The 19,141-nt window shown below is 60.2% G+C and carries 18 protein-coding genes; 16 read left to right on the top strand and 2 right to left on the bottom strand.

The window, feature by feature from the left end; all coding sequences use genetic code 11:
* The first annotated feature begins 170 nt into the window (after positions 1-170).
* Genes FD02_RS07685 through glgP form a run of 4 tightly spaced genes read left to right on the top strand, consistent with a single transcriptional unit; the run spans position 171 to position 6,293 of the window.
* Positions 171-1,313 carry a glucose-1-phosphate adenylyltransferase gene (locus tag FD02_RS07685; protein WP_056951530.1) on the top strand — a complete coding sequence of 381 codons (1,143 nt, stop codon included), beginning with the start codon at positions 171-173 and terminating at the stop codon, positions 1,311-1,313.
* Positions 1,310-2,467 (top strand): glucose-1-phosphate adenylyltransferase subunit GlgD, encoded by a 1,158-nt coding sequence (gene glgD / locus FD02_RS07680; RefSeq protein ID WP_056951529.1) that lies wholly within the window; start codon positions 1,310-1,312, stop codon positions 2,465-2,467. Before FD02_RS07685 ends, glgD begins: the two co-directional genes overlap by 4 nt.
* Positions 2,464-3,909: a glycogen synthase GlgA gene (gene glgA, locus FD02_RS07675; RefSeq protein ID WP_054721873.1), complete on the top strand. Its 1,446-nt coding sequence runs from the start codon at positions 2,464-2,466 to the stop codon at positions 3,907-3,909. The genes glgD and glgA overlap by 4 nt, the downstream gene beginning before the upstream one ends.
* Positions 3,906-6,293, top strand: a complete 2,388-nt coding sequence (glgP, locus tag FD02_RS07670; RefSeq protein WP_056951528.1) for a glycogen/starch/alpha-glucan family phosphorylase — start codon at positions 3,906-3,908, stop codon at positions 6,291-6,293. The genes glgA and glgP overlap by 4 nt, the downstream gene beginning before the upstream one ends.
* Positions 6,294-6,351: 58 nt before the next feature.
* Here the strand turns inward: glgP and FD02_RS07665 are convergent, their stop codons facing one another.
* A complete protein-coding gene (locus tag FD02_RS07665; protein WP_056951526.1) occupies positions 6,352-7,269 on the bottom strand; it encodes an FAD:protein FMN transferase in 918 nt (305 codons plus the stop codon).
* A 142-nt stretch (positions 7,270-7,411) separates the two neighbouring features.
* On the opposite strand from FD02_RS07665, the gene FD02_RS07660 reads away from it, so the two are divergent.
* The 3 genes from FD02_RS07660 to FD02_RS07650 all read left to right on the top strand — a co-directional run bounded on the left by FD02_RS07660 (position 7,412) and on the right by FD02_RS07650 (position 10,542).
* Entirely contained in the window at positions 7,412-7,753 is a 342-nt protein-coding gene (locus FD02_RS07660) for an ArsR/SmtB family transcription factor (protein WP_054723413.1), read from the top strand.
* Between the two features lie 269 nt (positions 7,754-8,022).
* Positions 8,023-9,288: a tyrosine--tRNA ligase gene (gene tyrS / locus FD02_RS07655; protein ID WP_054723414.1), complete on the top strand. Its 1,266-nt coding sequence runs from the start codon at positions 8,023-8,025 to the stop codon at positions 9,286-9,288.
* Between the two features lie 147 nt (positions 9,289-9,435).
* Complete coding sequence (locus FD02_RS07650) at positions 9,436-10,542, top strand: CHAP domain-containing protein (RefSeq protein ID WP_054723415.1); 1,107 nt, start codon at positions 9,436-9,438, stop codon at positions 10,540-10,542.
* A gap of 55 nt (positions 10,543-10,597) precedes the next feature.
* On the opposite strand, the gene FD02_RS07645 is transcribed toward FD02_RS07650, so the two are convergent.
* Positions 10,598-11,740, bottom strand: a complete 1,143-nt coding sequence (locus FD02_RS07645) for a multidrug effflux MFS transporter (RefSeq protein ID WP_268871601.1) — start codon at positions 11,738-11,740, stop codon at positions 10,598-10,600.
* A 183-nt stretch (positions 11,741-11,923) separates the two neighbouring features.
* Between FD02_RS07645 and FD02_RS07640 the strand changes: the two genes are divergently transcribed.
* The 9 genes from FD02_RS07640 to FD02_RS07600 all read left to right on the top strand — a co-directional run bounded on the left by FD02_RS07640 (position 11,924) and on the right by FD02_RS07600 (position 19,083).
* Positions 11,924-12,262: a hypothetical protein gene (locus tag FD02_RS07640; protein ID WP_054723417.1), complete on the top strand. Its 339-nt coding sequence runs from the start codon at positions 11,924-11,926 to the stop codon at positions 12,260-12,262.
* A 93-nt stretch (positions 12,263-12,355) separates the two neighbouring features.
* On the top strand, positions 12,356-13,231 hold the full coding sequence (locus tag FD02_RS07635) for a C40 family peptidase (protein ID WP_056951523.1): 876 nt from the start codon (positions 12,356-12,358) through the stop codon (positions 13,229-13,231).
* Positions 13,232-13,430: 199 nt separating this feature from the next.
* Complete coding sequence (locus tag FD02_RS07630; RefSeq protein WP_056951522.1) at positions 13,431-14,345, top strand: ABC transporter ATP-binding protein; 915 nt, start codon at positions 13,431-13,433, stop codon at positions 14,343-14,345.
* Complete coding sequence (locus FD02_RS07625) at positions 14,323-15,942, top strand: ABC transporter permease (RefSeq protein WP_056951521.1); 1,620 nt, start codon at positions 14,323-14,325, stop codon at positions 15,940-15,942. Before FD02_RS07630 ends, FD02_RS07625 begins: the two co-directional genes overlap by 23 nt.
* A gap of 12 nt (positions 15,943-15,954) precedes the next feature.
* Entirely contained in the window at positions 15,955-16,596 is a 642-nt protein-coding gene (locus FD02_RS07620; RefSeq protein WP_056951520.1) for a TetR/AcrR family transcriptional regulator, read from the top strand.
* A 73-nt stretch (positions 16,597-16,669) separates the two neighbouring features.
* Complete coding sequence (locus FD02_RS07615; RefSeq protein ID WP_420805083.1) at positions 16,670-17,224, top strand: guanylate kinase; 555 nt, start codon at positions 16,670-16,672, stop codon at positions 17,222-17,224.
* Between the two features lie 59 nt (positions 17,225-17,283).
* Positions 17,284-17,712 carry a Fur family transcriptional regulator gene (locus FD02_RS07610; protein WP_054722875.1) on the top strand — a complete coding sequence of 143 codons (429 nt, stop codon included), beginning with the start codon at positions 17,284-17,286 and terminating at the stop codon, positions 17,710-17,712.
* 109 nt (positions 17,713-17,821) lie between these two features.
* Positions 17,822-18,241 (top strand): hypothetical protein, encoded by a 420-nt coding sequence (locus tag FD02_RS07605; protein ID WP_056951519.1) that lies wholly within the window; start codon positions 17,822-17,824, stop codon positions 18,239-18,241.
* An 11-nt stretch (positions 18,242-18,252) separates the two neighbouring features.
* The gene (locus tag FD02_RS07600) at positions 18,253-19,083 is read left to right on the top strand and encodes a DUF6681 family protein (protein WP_056951518.1); all 831 of its coding nucleotides are present in this window, start codon (positions 18,253-18,255) and stop codon (positions 19,081-19,083) included.
* The last annotated feature ends 58 nt before the right edge of the window (positions 19,084-19,141 follow it).

The raw sequence follows: 19,141 nt of genomic DNA, 5'->3' as shown, positions 1-19,141 counted from the left end.
AAGCGGGCTCGCTCACAACTTGTCTAATCGTGTTCGCGAGCCCATGAGGCTACACAGAGGACCACCTGATGGCCGACTCGCAAAACCCGCGAGTCACCCCTCAGGCGGCGCCTACGTTCCGTCCCTTAAGCGGGCTCGCTCACAACTTGTCATTAATATGGAGGACTATCATGACGACAGAAATGTTAGGGATGATTCTGGCTGGGGGGCAGGGGACTCGGTTGGGGAAGTTGACGCGGACGACCGCGAAGCCTTCGGTGCCATTTGGCGGGCGGTATCGGATTATCGACTTCACCTTGAGCAACCTCAGCAACTCAGGCGTCAACACGGTGGGTGTGATCACCCAATACCAGCCGCTGGAGCTCAACCGCCACGTGCAAAACGGGGCCAGCTGGGGGCTCAACGAGCGTTCGGCCGGGGTGACGATTTTGCAGCCGTATGCCGCCAGCGACGGCGAGAAGTTTTTTGAAGGCACGGCCCACGCCATTTTCCAAAACATGGCGTACATCGACTCGTACAACCCGAAGTACTTGTTGGTGCTATCCGGTGACCACATATACAAGATGGACTACCGGCGGATGCTGGCGTTTCACGAAAGCAAGAAGGCGGCGTTGACCGTGGCGGTGATGCCCGTTAGCAAAAGCGAGGCCAGCCGCTTTGGCATCATGAATACCGACGACACGGATCGCATCATCGAGTTCGAGGAGAAACCCGCGGCGCCGAAAAGTAATAACGCCTCGATGGGCATTTATATTTTCAACTGGGCGACGTTGCGCAAGTATCTCGCCGACTCCAACGCCACCGACGGCAACCTGGAAGACTTCGGTCACGACGTCATTCCCGCCTACCTGGCGCACAACGAGCCGACCTACGCCTACGCGTTTCACGGTTACTGGAAAGACGTCGGCACGATTCAAAGCCTGTGGGAGGCGAACATGGAATTCCTGTCGCCGAACAACCCGCTGAACATCACCAACCGCAACTGGCGGATTTATTCGCAGGCCGAGGCCTTGCCGCCGATGATGCTGACCAGCACGGCCAAGGTGACGCGGGCGATGATTGTCGACGGCTCCTATGTCGCCGGCACGGTGGATCACAGCATCTTGTCGCAAAGCGTGAAGATTGGGCCGGGGTCGGTGGTGACGGATTCGATGGTCATGCCCAATGCCGTGATCGGGAAAAATGTGCGCATCGATCACGCCATCATCGGCGAAGACGCCATCGTGGGGGATAACGGCGAGGTGGTCGGCACGGCGGATGACATTGCCGTGGTCGGCTACGGCGAGGCCATTGGCAGAAAGGAGAAGGCATGAGAAAAGGGGAATTAAGTGCCATTATCGACTTGAACGAAGACGATGCGGCGTTGGCACCGTTGACGACGGGTCGACCGATTGGCACGCTACCGTTTGCCGGGCGCTACCGCCTGATCGATTTTCCGTTGTCGGCGATTAGCGCCGCGGATATTCACAGCGTGGCAATCTTCATGCCGCGCTCGGCGCGTTCGGTGCAAGACCACCTGAGAAGCGGGGCGACTTGGAACCTCGACTTGATTCAAGGCGGCGTGTTCATGTTCCCGTATGTGGCCACGCGCGATTACAACGACGCCAGCCTGCGTGCCCGGTATTACGAAGACTACATGCAGTTTCTGCGCATGTCCGGCTCGCGCTACACCGTAATTCTCGGGGCGAAAAACATTGCCAACATCGACTTGAACGCGGTGCTCGATTATCACCGCGCCGGCGACAGCCCAATCACCGCGATTTATAAGACGCTGCCGGTGACGGAGCTGGGCGCACAGGAGTTGACGCTGTCGTTGTCCGAGCTGGGCACGGCCAGTTCGGTGCTGCCGTTATCTGCCCGCCACCTCGGCGACGCGGCGAAGGTGGCGGCGTTTATGGATGGCTATTTGATCGACACGCCGATGTTAATTGAACTCTTGGACGCTGCCAGTAACGGGGCGAGTTTTCGGCGGATGCCGGAGTTGCTGCGCGACGCGGTGCTGGCCAATAACGCCAACGCCTTTGAATACACCGGGTTCTTGGCGCGGGTGACGGGCATTCAGCAATACTTCGCCGCCAACTTGGCCATGTTAGACGATGCCAGCTATCAGGCGTTGCTGTACAGCTCGATTCCGATTCTGACCAAGAGTAAAAATGAGATCCCGACCTTTTTTGCCCGGGATTCGCATGTCGTTAACACCATCTTGGGCACCGGCGCGTACATCGAAGGCAGCATCACGCATTCGGTGATTTCGCGCAACGTCTTGGTGCACCGCGACGCGGAGGTGGTGGATTCGGTGATCATGCAAGGCACCAAGCTCTCGATCGGGGCCAGCGTCCGCAACGCCATCCTCGACAAAGGCGTGGTGATTGGCCCGAACGTCACTGTGGCGGGTACGCCGGAGCACCCGGTGGTTGTGCCGAAAAACGCGACGGTGTACCAGTCGATTGAGGAGGTGCCGGCATGACCAAGGTGCTCTTCGTGGCGGCGGAAAGCGCGCCATTTTACAAAACCGGCGGGCTTGGGGATGTCGTCTACGCCTTGCCGCAGGCGCTGGCCAAGGCCGGCGTCGACATTCGCGTGGCACTGCCGTATTACGCCCGGCTGTTTCCCGAGGCCTACCTCAATCAGCTGCGGGAAGTCGCGCAGTTTACCGTGCAGGTTGGCGGCCAGGCGAAATACGTCGGCGTCAAGCAGTTGACCTTGGGGGCGGTGCCGATTTATTTTATCGACAATCAGGAGTACTTCGGCCGCGACCACCTGTATGGCGACTGGGACGACGGCGGGCGCTTCGGGTTCTTTCAGCTGGCGGTGCTGGAGATGCTGCAGGTGATCGACTTCATTCCGGACATTTTGCACGTCAACGACTGGCACACGGCGATGATTCCGGTGTTGTTGCACGACAAATATCATTGGGTGAGTGCCTACCAAGGCATCCGCACGCAGCTGACGATTCATAATTTGCAGTTTCAAGGCTGGTTTCCGCCGTCGATTCTCGACACCGTCTTTGGCATCGGCCGCCAGTACTTCAACGACGACGGCTTCGCCCAGGACAACAGCGTCAACTTCATGAAAGGCGGCATCAACTTCGCCGACTTGGTGTCGACGGTGAGTCCGACCTACGCCGGCGAGATTCAAACCCCGGCGTTTGGCGAGCACCTCGATGGCACTCTCCGCAAAAACGCGGGTAAACTGGTGGGCATTTTGAACGGCATCGACACCGCGCTGTATAATCCGGCCACCGACCAGTATCTGGCCAAAACCTACGACGCCAAGCACCTAGCCGGCAAGGCGAAGGACAAGCAGGCCTTGCAGCGCGAGCTCGGGTTGCCCAAGCGGCCGGATCCGTTGTTTGGCGTGGTGAGCCGCCTGACTCGGCAAAAAGGCAGCGACTTGCTGGTGGCAGCCTTGGGGCAGGTGTTGGCGCACGAAAATATTCAAGTCGCCATTCTGGGCACCGGCGACGCGGACCTCGAGGCGGCGCTGACGGCACTGCACGAGCGTTATCCAGGGCAGCTAGCGGTGGCGATTCGCTTCGATGTCGGCTTGGCGCAGCGCATTTACGCCGGCAGCGATTTCTTCGTCATGCCCAGCGCCTTTGAGCCCAGCGGCTTGGCCCAAATGATGGCGATGCGCTACGGCAGCCTGCCGGTGGTGCATGAAACCGGGGGCCTACGCGATTCGGTGACGCCATACGATGCCACGACCGGCGCCGGCACGGGCTTTAGTTTCTGGGAGTACCAGCCGGGCGTCTTGGCCAACATCTTGGCCATGGCCAGTGGCGTGTACACCACCGAACCGAAGGCCTACGCCAAGTTGCAACAAGCGGCGATGGCGGCGGATTTTGACTGGCGCCACGCAGCCAAGCAGTATTTGGCCGGCTACGCGCGCCTGCTGGGGGCATCATGAAAGACTTGAAGCGCGCGTTACAAACCACGGCGATGCAACTGTTTGCCGATGACTTTACCCACTTGGATCTCGCCCAGCAGTTTCGCACCGTGGCCTTTGTCACCCGGGGGATGATCGCGCCGAATTGGGCCAAGACCAAGGCAGCGGTGGACCGCTCCGGGCAAAAGCAGGTGTATTATTTTGCCATCGAGTTCCTGCCGGGCCGACTGCTAGCGAGCAACTTGTTGAACCTCGGCATCAAGGCCGACATGGAGGCGGCCTTGACGGCGTATGGCGTCGACTCGGCCTTGTTGTACGAAGCAGAAGCCGAGCCGGCGCTGGGCAATGGCGGGCTGGGCCGCTTAGGGTCGGCGTTTCTCGACGCCATGGCCAGCGTCGGCATGCCGGGCAACGGCAACGGTATTCGCTACCGCTACGGCTTATTTCGCCAGCGTTTCGTCGACGGCTACCAAGTCGAGCTGCCCGACGACTGGTTGCGCGACACTAACGTCTGGGAGGTGCGCAAGGAAAACCGCGCGGTGATTGTGCGTTTCGGCGGCCAGGTGTGGCTGCGCCCAGACGCCACCGGCCAGCTGCAGCCGGAGTATCAAGGCGCCCAAGAAATTCTGGCGGTGCCTTACGATACCGCGATTCCCGGCTACCACGACGGCGTGGTGAACACGATGCGCCTGTGGTCGGCCGAGCCGGTGAACGATCCCAACCACGCCTTTACGATGGCCGATAAGGCGCGGGCGGATGAAATCACCCGCATCCTGTATCCAGACGATTCCCAGGTGGCGGGGCAGGAACTGCGGCTACGCCAAGAGTATTTTCTCGTGTCGGCCGGCGTGCAAAGCGTCGTCCACCATTACCTGAGGTTCCACCAAGACATCATGCGCCTGCCGGAATTCGTCGCCATTCACATCAACGACACGCATCCGGCCATGGCCGTCGCCGAGTTGATGCGGGTGTTGCTCGACGACTTCGGGTTAAACTGGGAGCCGGCGTGGCGACTCACCGAAGCCACGCTGAGCTACACCAACCACACCTTGATGCAAGAGGCGCTGGAAAGCTGGGACCAGCAACTGTTTGCCCGGGTGGTACCGCGCCTGGCGCAATTGATTGGCGAAATCGACCGGCGCTTTCGGGCGCGCTTTACCCGGCGCTACGGGGAGCTGTTGGTCAACCGGGCCGCGCCGTTGGGGAACGGGCGCGTGCGGATGGCCAACCTCGCGGTAATCGGCAGCCACGCCGTTAACGGCGTGGCCAAGCTGCACACGCAACTGCTGGGGGAAAGCGTGTTGAAGGACCTGGTCACCTTGTATCCGCGCAAGCTGCTGAACGAAACTAACGGCATCACCATGCGCCGCTGGGTGTTGCTGGCTAATCCCGGCTTGACGCAGCTGCTGGATCTGGCGGTGGGGCCGGCGTGGCACCGCGCCCCGTTAGCCGCCCGCGGCTTTGCCGCCGCGGCGCAACAGCCGGGGCTGGCCAAGCAGCTGCAGGCGGTGAAGCTGGCCAACAAGCAAGCACTCGCCGATTACATTCTGGCCACGCTGCACGAAACGGTCAATCCGCAGGCGTTGTTCGACGTGCAAATCAAGCGTCTGCACGCCTACAAGCGGCAGTTGCTGCACCTGTTAGGAATTTTGGCAGATTACCTGACGCTGCTGGATGGCGGGGACCTGCCGCCGCGTGTGCACATTTTTGCCGCCAAGGCCGCGCCGAGTTACGCCTACGCCAAGTCGATCATCAAGGTGATGAACGCCGCGGCCGGCGTGATCAACCACGATCCGCGGGTGAGTGGGCGCCTGCAGCTGATTTTCCTGCCGAATTACAACGTGAGCCTGGCCAGTCGCATCATTCCCGCCGCCGACGTGTCCGAGCAGATCTCGCTGGCCGGTACCGAGGCCAGCGGCACCAGCAACATGAAGCTGATGGCTAACGGCGCGTTGACTTTGGCGACGCTCGACGGGGCGAACATCGAGATTCGCGACGCGGTGGGGGCGGCGAATATCGAAACCTTCGGCCTGACTGCCACTCAGGTGCGCGCCTATCAGCAAGTCGGCAACTATTCGGCCAGCGCGGTGCTGGCCGAGTCGCCGCTGTTAAAACGCGTCGTCGCCATGCTGACGGATGGCAGCATTCCCGATATCCAACTCGAAGGGCGGCAAATCGTCGACTCGCTGGTGCTGGGCAACGATGAGTATTTCGTGCTGGCGGATTTTGCGGCGTACCAAGCCGCCAGCCGGCGCGTCGAGCAGCGCTACGCCGATCCCGCCGGCTGGGCGCAAACCATGGCCATCAACATCGCCGCGGCCGGCCAATTTGCCGCCGACTTCACCGTGGCCAACTACGGCCGCGAAATCTGGGACGTGCGGCCGACCCACCCGCCGCGGGAATGACTGCGGGCACGCAAAAACGGACTGATCCTCAGGATCGGTCCGTTTTTACGTGGGATAATCAGGCCATCACGATGCGCTCGCGCAGGCCGCTGGTCGGGTAAACGCGGGTGTCTTGCGTGATGAACACGGCTTCTGAAGCGGAGTCGGCGGCGTCGATGACGTCGTAGCCGGCCGGCACGCCGGCGTAAAACCCGATACTGGACAAGATATCACCCAGCGTCGCGGTTTTGGTGAACACCGTGATGCTGGCCATGGTGCTTTGAATCGGCCGCCCGGTCGCCGGGTCCAGCAGGTGGTGATACGGCGTGCCATTGGCCTTAAATTCTCGGGTGTGAATGCTAGAAGTCATCACCGCCCCGGGCTCGCTGGCCACCGTGGCGCGCACGGTGTGGCCGTCGCTTACCGGCACCTGCCACAGCGGCACGCCGGCGGGGCTATTGCCAATCAGGGCCATGTTCCCGGCCAGGTCGATTTGGCCGGTGGCGTGGTGCGTGGCCCACAAGGCGGTGAGCTGATCGAGAATGAAGCCCTTGGCAATGGCACCGAGGTCCATGGCCATGCCCGGCTTGGTCAGCAACACGGTTTGCGAATCGGAGTCGAGGTCGACTAAGTTGGGGTCGCTTAAGGCCAGCGCTGCAGCAATAGCGGCGTCGCTAGGCGCAGTGGCCTTGGCTTGCGCCTCGCGCCACAAGCGCGTCAGTGGCCCCATGAGCACGTTGAACCCCAGCCCGCGCTTGCTCCAATCAAGCGCCGTGGCGATGAGGTTGAAAATCGGGCGGACCGGAATGTGGACGCGGGACTCGCCGGCGTTGGCATTGAGTTCGCTCAACAAAGATTGGTCATCGTAAAACGACAACAGGTGCGAGTACGCCGACACCAAGGCGATGCTTTGGTCGTACAAGCCGGTGGGGTAGTCGCTGGTGACGGTTAAGACGTTGTCGCCACCAAGGGCGGTAAAGTGTAGGGAATCGGTCATGGTTCACCTCCTAATTGTGTCAATTCTAGTGTAATCGTTTTCTTTTTGCCCGGCAATGTTTCTGTCTTGACAAGTTTGGGCCCATTCAATTGTCAGAGGTATAGACTGTTAAGAGATAAATGCGAGACAGCAGGAGGCAAGTATGATCGACACAAAGTATTCCAAGGCGCAACAAGACGCCTTGACTGAATTCAAACTAGACATTGGCCACTTGAATGCGCTGGCAAATGCGAGCCGGCAAAAACTAATTATGATGCTTGGTACTGTGACCGCCGAGCACGGCATCATGGTCAACGACCTGGCCGCGGCCATTGGGTTGTCGCAACCGGCGACCTCGCACCACCTGAAGTTATTGAAGGAAATCGGCATGGTCGGCAGCAAGCAAGTGGGCAATATTGTTTACTATTACCTGACGCTCGACGACACCATCGCCCGCCTCGAGCGCCTCACCGACGCCTTGAAGCGCCAAGCCAACAGCAAGTAGCTTGCGTCGCGGCGGGGGTTGTGCGATACTTTGAGCAATTGGTTGCGCGTTGAAGTAGGCGTCAAGTCGTCGGTGCAGAAAGAAGGCGGTTGCTGCGAGCCTTCCCGAGCTTGACCCCGAATTACGGCGCCGTAGAAACCACCGGGTGATGCCGTTACGCATCGAGAAGTGGCAGCTTCGGCTGCAACCTGGGTGGTACCGCGGCGCTGTCGTCCCTGATCAGATGGATCGGGGACTTTTTTTGTGCAACGACTAACGGAGGGAGAAACATGACGAATATTTTGGATGAACTCGCTTGGCGCGGGGCGTTGAACCAACTCACTGATGAGGCGGGGCTGCGCAAGTTAACCACGGAAAAACACGTCGGCATCTATGTCGGCACCGACCCGACCGGCGACTCGCTACACGTCGGCCACCTGATTCCGTTCATGATGCTCAAGCGGTTCCAGCTCATGGGCCACAAGCCGGTGATTGTCATCGGCGGCGGCACGGGCTCGATCGGCGATCCGTCCGGGCGCAACTCCGAGCGGGTGCTGCAAACCATGGCCACCATCGACCAGAACAAAAAGAAGCTCACCGCGCAAATGGAGCGGCTTTTCGGCACGGATAATTTCCGCATCGTCGACAATTATTCCTGGCTGTCCAAGCTGTCGATGCTAGACTTTCTGCGCGATTACGGCAAGCTCTTCCCGGTCAACCAGATGCTGGCTAAGGAAGTCGTCGCCAGCCGCTTGAAAGACGGGATCTCCTACACCGAATTCACCTACCAGATTCTGCAAAGCATCGACTTTCTGCATTTGTATCAGCACGAAGACGTGCAGGTGCAACTGGGCGGCGCCGACCAGTGGGGCAACATCACCGCCGGCATCGACTTGATCCACAAGGTGCTGGGGGCCGACGCTGAAGTTTACGGCTTGACCAACCCGCTGATGCTGAAAAGCGATGGCACCAAGTTCGGCAAGTCTGCCGGCGGCGCCGTGTACCTCGACCCCGAGAAGACGAGTCCCTACGAGTTCTATCAGTTCTGGTTCAACCAAGACGACGCGGATGTCGAGAAGTTCCTGAAGTTCTTCACATTCTTGTCGCAAGCGGACATCGCCGACCTGGTGGCGGCCACCAAGGCCCACCCGGAACGCCGCGAGGCCCAGCGCCGCTTGGCCCAAGAGGTCACGACCTTCGTCCACGGTCCGGCCGCGGTGACCCAGGCTGAGGCCATTACCGCCGCGCTGTTTTCCGGCGAGGTGCAGGACCTGACCGCCGCCGAGATCGAGCAGGGCTTCAAGCAGTTTCCAACCGTGACAGCGCCGCGTGCGCCTGAAAACATCGTCACCTGGCTGGTGGACACCACCGGCATCGAATCGTCGCGGCGGCAAGCGCGCGAAGACGTGCAAAACGGCGCCATTACCATCAACGGTACCAAGCAGCGCGACCTCGAGTTTACCGTGGACCCGACGGCGATGTTCGACGGCCGGTTCGTGATTGTGCGTCGCGGGAAGAAGAAGTATTTCCTCGTGCGCGTCGGCGAATCGGCATAGACCTGCTTTTTTACCAATATATTTGCGAGAACTTGTGAGAAAATGAACGGACACGTGTTTTGTCTAACGAGCGTAAATCGCCTGTAACAAGCGTGTAATCTTTCGGGAGTACACTCGTCAATAGTGAAAATAGACGGGGGATTCCGCATGAACAAGTTAACGAAAATCGTGACCGTTGCCATTGCTGCCGCAACCATCGGCGCTACCGGCACCTCATTCCTACCAGTGACCGCAACTACCAAAACCGATATTAGCGCCACCCAAACCAGCACGCAGAAGCTGCTGGCGCAGTTGAAAACCGCCAACGCCGAGGTGATCAAGCTCGACGACCAGATCACCGCCAAGAACACGGCCATCACCGATACCACCACTGAAATCGCCAGCACCCAAACCAAGATCACCGGGTTGAAGGCGTCGGTGGCTAAGTCCAAGAAGGAACTCGCCGCCCGCACCAACACCATGCGTGAGCAGCTGAAGTCCCTGCAGAAGAAAGCCGGCGATTCCGTCACCGGTAACGCCTACGTCGATTTCCTGTTGAAGGCCAAGAACCTGTCCGACGCCTTGGGCCGGGTCAAAACCGTTAACGGCTTATCCAAGGCTAACGCCGAAGCCGTCAAGGAAATCAAGGACACCAAGATTCAACTGGGTAAGCAAAAGAAGACCCTTGAAGCGACGAAAGCCAAGCAAGTGGCTGCCAAGAACACCTTGGTTGCCGACAAGGCCAAGCTGGTCAAGCTGAAGAGCACCGCTAAGGCCAAGCAAACTGCGCTGAACAAGAAGATCAACGCCAACAAGTCGAAGTTAAAGGCCTTGCAAGCCACGTTTGCCAAGCAGCAAGCCGCCGCCAAGGCCGCGAAGCTGACCAAGACCAGCACCACGACCTCTGGTAACCACAAGAACCACACCGGCGAAGGCAACACCTATCCTTGGGGCCAGTGCACCTGGTACGTCAAGCAGGTTGCGCCTTGGGTCGGCAACTACTGGGGCAACGGCACGCAGTGGAGCAGTTCCGCCGCGGCTGAAGGCTTCACCGTTAACCACACGCCAGCAGTCGGCGCCGTCGTCGTTTTCCACGGCGGCCAAAGCGTCGGCAGCTGGACGGCTGACCCGACATACGGGCACGTTGCGTATGTGACTGCGGTGAATGGCAACTCCATCACCATCCAACAAGGCGGCATGGGCTTCTCCAGTCCAGCCGGCCCGAACACCGAAACTATCGGTAACGCCAGCAGCTACGATTACATTCACAAATAAGCTTTTCGTGTCACAACAAAGCCGCCTCGCACATGCGAGGCGGCTTTGTTGTGCCTTACGCTCGGCGGCCGAGCCAGGCGGTGGCGAAGGCCAAGCCATCCGCCACCAGAATCAGGCCGCTCATCGGCAGGGTGTTGGTGGCCGCAAACAGGCCGACTAGCGGCGAAAAAATGCCGGCGACGGCGTTGCTGCCGAGGCCCAGTAACGCGCTGGCGCCGCCGGCCTTGGCGGCATCCACGCCCATGCCGAGGCTGGTGGCCGTGGCGTTGACCATCGCGAAACAAACTTGTAACCCGAAGCAGGCGATGACCACGACGGCCACCGAATCTAGGGTAACCGCATTGAGCAGCAACAGCAGCGCGGTGCCGATGCCGCCGGTGAGGCCGGCAAACAACAGGTGCCGCGTGTCGGTGAAGCTGACCAGCCGGTTGACCAAGGCGGTGCCGACGATGATGCCCAGCCCAATCAGCGCGTAAACCAGCGCAAAGGCGAAGGCGGGCAGGTGGTAATACCGTTGAAACACAAACGGCGAGCCGCTGATGTAGGAGAATAAAGCGCCATACGCGAAGCCTTGTGCGATCACGTAGGTCATAAACCGCCGATTGGCCACGAGGCTGGCCATTTGTTTGAACGCGGCCCCGGCGCTGTGGCCACGGGCGGTCGTCGGCAAGGTTTCCGGCAGGTACCGCCAGCTAGCCAGACTCAGCAATAAGCCGATGGCGGCCAGCAACAAGAAGATGCCTTGCCAATCGGTGGCCATCAGCACCAGGCTGCCGATGCTAGGCGAAATAATCGGGAAAATCCCGTTTACCGCCATCAGTAGCGCCAAGAATTTGGTCAGTGCCGGGCCGCCGTATAAATCGCGGGCAATCGAACGCGACAGCACCTGCCCGGCGGCGCCGCCGATGCCTTGCACGAGACGCAACAGCAACAACAGCCAGATATTGGGCACCCAGGCGATTAAGAGCGAGGTGAGGATGAACAGCCATAATCCGGCTTGCAGAGGCAAGCGGCGGCCGTAGCGATCCGACAGCGGGCCGATTACCAGCTGGCCTGCCGCCATGCCCACGAGGCTGGCGGTGATGGTGAGTTGCGCCAAGGCGGTGGTGGTGCCCAGCGCCGTTTGCAAGGCGGGCAGCGCCGGCAGATACATATCCATGGACAGCGGGCCGAATGCCGACAGGGTGCCTAATAGCAGCCCCTGGCCGAGGCGGCGGGCAGCAGTGGGAGAATTGATGATGTCACCTTCTTTACAATGTTCCTTTTATTATGCCGCGCGCAGGGGCCAAACGCCAACCCGATTTGTCGCGGCGGCCGGGGTGGAACATGGTATACTCGAATTAACGGGACGCGACGGGGAGTCGCAGAAAGAGAGGGCGCGATGGCTTATGCGGTGATTGCCGCCAGCATGCAAGACAAGACGTTGAGTCTGGCGTATGGCGGATTAGATGGTGAAAAATTAACGAGCTTCAAGGATGCCGAGCTGAAGGCCATCAGTCTATTGATCACAGAATTATCCGGCGCCACGCTACCGGCGTTGCACACCTTGACGGATGCCATCATTCCGGAGCTGCAGGCGGTGCGAGGCGACTTGCGCAAACTGCCGTTGCACCTGCCGGAGGGCCTGGTCATCAGTTGGCTAGGACAGGATCACTGCCTGCTGGCGGTGATGGATGACACGGAGACTTACCAGCTGCATTTGGAAATTGTTCCCATTTAGACGCGAGATGGACGCACGACTTTAACGTTCCCGTCACGATTCTGTAAACTCCGATTGCTACACTGTGTTTAAATCATCACAAGGAGTGTATGCATGAAACGGAGTAAGGGAATTACAGGCATTGCCGCATTAATCATGGGATTTAGCCTCGTGGCCGGCGCCCCGGTTGCCGCCGCGCCAACGACCACGGCCAAGAGCCAACTCACCGCCGCCACCACGAAGCACACGAGCCTCGCCAAGACCCTCGCCGCCAAGCAGGCCGCGATGCGTGAGGCGACCAAGCAGCTCACGTTGAAGCAACGCGAAGCCACGGCTCGTGCGAACGAAGCCGAGCTGGCCGCACCGGTCACTGTGGCCAAGCGTGACGCCATCACCAGCCAACAAGCTGCCGCCGCGCGCGACGAAGTGGCCGCTCAAGCCGCTTCTGCCAAGCTGAAGGCCCAAGCCGCCGCCTTGCAGAAAACGGTCAAGACACTTAGCGCCCAAGTGGCCGCCACGAAGCAACAGGTCACGACCTTGCAGACGAAGGTGACAACGGCGGCTGCCGCTGCTCGCACCACCAAGGTGGCCACGAAGGCTAAGGCCGCAACTCCTGCCAAGTCGGCGACTGTGGCGACTGGTTCCTTAACCGGTATCGGCGCCGCCGCGGCGAAGTACCTCGGCACGCCGTATCGCGCCGGTGGCGCCTCGCCAGCCGGGTTCGATTGTTCCGGGCTGGTGTGGTACGCCGCTAAGCAAATAGGCGTGAGCTTGCCTCGGACTGCCGGTGGCATGAGCACCCGCGGCCAAGCCGTGAGTCTCAGCCACCTCAAAGCGGGCGACCTGCTCTTCTGGGGTGGCGTGGGGTCCGCCTATCACGTGGCCATTTACATCGGTGGTGGGCGTTACATCCATTCGCCGCAACCGGGCCAATCCGTTCGCATTCAAAGCATGGGCAGTTACGGGCCAAGTTTTGCTCGTCGCCTCTAAAATAATCTGAAGCCGGCATCGCCGGCTTTTTTGGTGCCTGCAACGGCATTGTTAAGGCCAACCCATTGACCCGCCACTAGGCGCCTCGCGCAGCCCCTGTGGCGCACGACGCTCAGCCGCCGCCCCGTTGACCCGAAAGTCATTGACCCGCCAGTCAGCAGGCCCTACACTTTGCTTATCAATTCGGGAGGCGAACACGATGACAGAGGTGTTAACCGTTGACCATCTGCAAAAACGTTTTGGTCAGTTTCAGGCGCTAAAAGACATTAGCTTGACGATTCACGCAGGGGAGGTCTTCGGCTTTATCGGGCCGAATGGCGCGGGCAAGTCGACGACGATTCGCACCTTGCTGGGCATTTTGCGGCCGACTGCCGGGCACGCCACCATCTTTGGCCTGGACGCGTGGCGCGATGCCGTCAAGATTCACCGGCGCCTCGCTTATGTGCCAGGCGACGTGAACCTGTGGCCGAATTTAACCGGCGGCGAGGTGATCGACTTCTTGTTGCGACTCAACGGTCAACAGCACAGCGCCCGCACCGATGCCTTGATCCAGCAATTCGAGTTGGATCCGGCGAAAAAAGCCCGTACCTACTCCAAGGGCAACCGGCAAAAGGTCGCGCTGATTGCGGCTTTTTCCAGCGACGCCGAACTGTACATTTTCGATGAACCCACCAGCGGCTTGGATCCCTTAATGGAAGAAGTCTTCCAGCAACAGGTGCTGGCCTTGAAGCAGGCCGGCAAAAGCGTGCTGCTTTCTTCGCACATTCTCAGCGAAGTCGAGCGAATGTGCGATCGGATCGCCATCATTCGCCAAGGGACCATCATCGAAGTCGGCTCCCTCTCCGAAATGCGGCAGCTCAGCCGCAGCACGGTGCACGTGACGACTCAGCAGCCGCTTGCCGCCATCGCCGATTGGCCAACGGTGCATCAGTTCACCGCTTCGACGCCGACTCAGGCGGTGTTTGCCGTCGATGCGGAGGCGATGGGGCAGGTGATGGCGACGCTGAGTCAGCTCGGCATCGTTGCGCTGACCACGACGCCACCGACGTTGGAGGACTTGTTCTTGCGCTATTACAATTCGGAGGCGGGGCATGATGACGAATCGCTTCGCTAATACCTGGGCTATTTTGCGGCTCGACCTGCGCCACGATTGGCTGAAAATCACGTTGTGGATCGGCGGACTCGCGGGGTTGATGGTGATTGCCGCGGGCAAGTTCGGCGGCATTTACAGCACGCAACAGGCGCTGGTGTCGATTGCCGAAACGCTGAAGACACCGGCGATGGTGGCGTTGTTTGGGCCATTCACGGCCACGCCGCCCTACGCCGTTGCGGTGATTTATGGCGCCGAAATGATGGTGTTCATGGGGCTGTTTGCGGCGATGATGAACGTGTATTTTGCTGTGCACGCCACGCGCGCCGAAGAAGACAGTGGCACCGCGGAGTTGATCTTGGCGCGCGCGGTTGGGCGCCAGAGTCAATTGGCCGCGGCGATGCTCGAGTTGGTGCTGATTAATGTGGCTGCCGGCTGCCTCGAGGCCCTCGGCTTGCAGGCAGCCAATATGGCCGGTAGCAATGCCGCCGGTGACTGGCTGTTCGGCCTCGGCCTAGCCGCATTCGGGTTGATGTTTGGCGCGGCGGCCTTGTTGGCGGCTCAGGTGATGAGCTCGGCGCGCGGGGCCACCACTTTGAGTTACGGGTGGCTAGGCGTGACGTTCATCGCGCGCATGGCGACAGACGTGGCCAATCCCGACTGGACCTGGTGGACATTTTTTGGCTGGATCGAAAAAATGGGTCTGTACACCACCAACCGTTGGCTACCGGTGGGGTTGATGCTCGGCTTCAGCGTGGTGGTGCTGGCCATCGCCGTGACCGTCGCGGCCACGCGCGATATCGGCGCTGGGATCGTTTCGCCGCGCCCCGGCCGCCGCACGGCCAGAGCCTGGCTGCAGGGGCCGCTGACGCTTTTGGTGCGCCTGGAGCGCACCAGCACCTTGATTTGGTGGCTAGGCTTATTCATTCTCGGCGCGGCTTACGGGTCAATTTTCGGCACAGTTGGCGACTTGGTAAAAAGCAATCCCATGCTGGCCAAACTCCTGGGTAATAGCGGGGTCACCGCCGCCAACCACGCGGTGATCTTGAGCCTGGCCAACACGCTCACCGTGATTTTCGCCGTGGTGGCGACGATTCCTGCCGTGACCACGTTGCTGCGGCTGAATACCGAAGAGCGGCAGGGCCGCCTCGAGCTGCTACACGCGGCGCCGGTGTCGCGGCTGCGCTTATTTAGTGCCACCGTCATCCAGGCGCTGGTCAGCGGCACCGCGGCGTTGGCCCTCGGCGTGCTGGGCATGGCGGTGGCGGGCAATGCCGTCATGACCAGTCCCATCAGCTTAGCCCGGTTCATGCGCGGCTTTGTCGGCTATTGGCCGGCACTTCTCGTGGTGTGCGGGCTGGCCGCGCTGCTGGTGGGGTGCTGGCCGCGCTGGCAGCGGCTGATTTGGCTCGTGCCGGTGTATGGCGTGTTGTCGAAGTACCTTGGGCCGATGCTGAATTTTCCCGACTGGGCGCAACGCCTAACGCCTTATGGGTGGGTCAATGCGGTGCCACAACACGCCGTGGCCTGGCCGCCAGTGGCCGGCATGGTGGCGCTTGGGGTGGCCTTTCTGGTGATTGCCGGCATTGGTTATCGGCGCCGGGATTTAACGATGAATTGAGGAATGATCAGGATGAACCAGTTAACCAACCAGCCGCGCGACCCAGAGAAGGTGGCGCGGATTTTGCAAGCGGCGCTGCACGAATTTGCCACGCTTGGTTATCACGCCGCCAAAACCTCGGTGATCGCCAGCACGGCGCAGGTCTCCAAGGGGCTGATTTTTCATTACTTCACCAACAAGGCCAACTTGTACCTGGCTGTGGCCAAGGATGTGTTCGCCCGCCTGAACCAAGTGGCGGACTGGTCGGTGTGGCAAGACGCCCCGGATCTGACCACGATGGTGACGCGGGCATTGCGCTACAAGATTCAGTTACAACTCGAATACCGCGACGAAATGGCGTTTGGCCTCGCGTTGTACGGCGCTAGCGACCTGCCGGAAGCGGTGCGGCCACAATTGTTGGCCTTGTTTGATTCGGAGGTCAAGCTGGCCAGTGTGGACTTGATCGGCCCGGTGTTGGCGCGGCTGCCGCTACGCCCCGGCGTGTCGCCGGCAGTGGTGCAGGCCTTGATTCGCGGCATGATCACCACCGTGACCGACCAGGCGCGGCCGTTTTTAGACGCGCATCCGAATGCCCGCGTCGAGGACCTCGACTGGCTGGTTTCGGATGTTCAGCAGTATCTGGCGGTGCTGGAACACGGATTTCTGGCGGAATAACTCGTAGCGGCGGCCCGGGAAAAGGTTGCGCCACCGGGCAAATTTCGGCACACTAGTCAACGGAGGCGATGACTTGAAGCGAGTGATTGTGATTATGGGGGCATCGGGTACCGGTAAGTCCACGGTGAGCGCGTATCTCACCCGGCAGTTTGGCATTCCGCGGGTGTTGACGCACACGACGCGCCCGGCGCGGCAAGGCGAGGTTAGCGGCGTCGATTATTACTTTGAAACGCCGACGAGTTTTACCCAGAACCATTACCTCGAAGCCGTGACCTATTCGGGCTATCAATACGGCAGTTCCTATGAGGGGTTGACCCGCGCCTGGGCGCAAAACGACTTGGTGTCGATCATCCTCGACACCGCCGGCGGTATGACCTATCAGCAGGCGCTGGGGGCGCAATTCGCCGGATTATTTTTGACCGTGCCGGATGCGGCGCACCTGGCGGATCGCTTGGTGGCGCGCGGCGACGCACCGGCGCGGGTGGCGGCACGGCTGGCCAGTGCGGAAACGAAGCGGGACTTGACGCTGCCACCCGCACTGGCCCCGTTTACCATCGTGGTAGTGAACGCCGACTGGGCGGCGACAAAACGCGCCTTGGCGGCATTCGTAGCGACGTTCACCGCGTAATTTCAATTGTGGTAAACTGAATTGACGAATCGAGTGAGTTACGCCGAAGGGAGGACACCATGAGTAATGCGAGGATCGCGCTGGCCAGGCTCAAGGCCAGCGGCTTGCGGCTGACCAAACAGCGCCGCGATTTAATCGGCTACCTCAGCACGCATGAAGACAGCTACGTGCCGGTGACTGCCGTGGATGCCTATCTGCGGGGCGTTCACCCGGGGTTATCCCACGACACGATTTACCGCAACGTGAAGGCGTTCGAGTCGCTGGGTATTCTCGAGGAAGCGACGCAAGGGGAGCAGGCGACGGTGAAGCTGCAGTGCGACTTTCAGCATCCGCATCACCATCACTTTATTTGTACGCAGTGCCACCGGGTGCAGGAGTTGAAGATGTGCCCGCTGGGGTATTTCGAGCAGCAGGTACCAGGGGCGCAAATCGCCAGTCATAATTTTGAATTGTATGGCTTGTGCGCCGCGTGTGCACGGGCCAAGTAGGCGGCGAGCAGTCGCCGTTTTTTAATTGGTGCGGTTTAGGACTTTCTTTACTGAATGTTCTGGCGGATTCGGGTTACACTGAAAGGGCACCGAGAAAGGAGCCAGCATCATGGCCTATCGCACTCCGCCGTTGTTTTCACCAGCGGCGATTGTTTCCATCATCTTGTTAGCGAGCACCTATAATATTGTCAATAATACTGTAAACCCAAGCAGTCAACCGAAGTCCGCTCAGTCGGCCAGCCTGTCGCTGTCCCGCAAGGCTAGCGGCCAAAGCACCAGCGCGTCGAGCAAACGCGCGGCCAAGCCAAGTGCTGCTAGCTCCAGCAGCAGCCAATCCGCCACCGCGCCAAGCTCGAGCAGCAGCCAAACCAGCAGCAGTACCCCGGCCAGCAGCAGCTCATCCAGCGCGCAACAAGCGACGACCACCACCAGCAGCAGTAAACCGACCGGTGGCACGACCACCGGTGACACGACGGGCGCCAGCAGCAGTAGCAGCAGCGCTAGTTCATCGTCGTCTGATCAAGAATAAGGAGGCCGTGCATGTTAACCGCATTAGATATTCTCAACCGCCTGCTCGGCTACTTTAATATTCAAGACAAAGCCAAGGGTAAGGCGTTCACCATCGTGGCGTTTCTCGCTAATTTCTACCTGTTGTACGTGGCGATTTTGAACCTGCGCTACGCCGCCTACCGGTTATACGGTGTCTTGTTCCTGTTGTTGTTCTTGGTGTTGCTGTACTTCATCGCGTTGAACTTCGTCTATTACTTCACCGACAAGCGCGCCAAGTTCGACATTTCCCCGAAGGTCGAAAAACTCCTCGGCGGCAATCAAGCGCAACTCAAGGCCGCCGAGCAGCAGCTGGCCCAAGACACCGCCGGCGGCCCGGCCAGCGGGTTGTTCGACGCCGATAAACTCCTGCCCACCGCCGTCAGCATCGACCCGGCCCAGCAGCGCCACCTCGACGACTTAGTCCAAGCGCTGACCAAGCAAGGCGCGATGACCTTGAACTATCAAGGCCTCGACGACCGCGCGGTGACCCGCGTGGCGCAAAAGAATAAGCAACCCGTGCCGGCCATGGGCGCGCCGGTGCCGGTGCCATATTACACGCTGCGCCGCACCGGCGACAGCCTCGAGGTGATTGGCGGCTTGAACGCACTGACCACCGCCAGCCTGGCGACGGTCACGCGCGTCGGGTTGATGCCGGTGGCCGCGGCGCTCGCCGATTACGAGTTGGCCGCGGCGCAGGTGGTGATCACCGGCGGCGAAAGCAAGGTGCCTGGGCGCCACGGCGTGATCACGCGCCAAGAACCATACAGCCTGAGTGTGCAGCTGGCCTACTCGCCAAGAAAAAGTGTCAGCGGACGACAATGATATTTGCAGTTATTAAGAAAAGCCGGTAAGATATTAATTAGGGCCTGCTCATTTTATG

This window comes from Lacticaseibacillus nasuensis JCM 17158, from assembly GCF_001434705.1.
Lineage (GTDB): Bacteria > Bacillota > Bacilli > Lactobacillales > Lactobacillaceae > Lacticaseibacillus > Lacticaseibacillus nasuensis.
The sequence above is the reverse complement of the archived record's forward strand: the minus strand, read 5'-3'. Positions and strand labels throughout refer to the sequence as shown.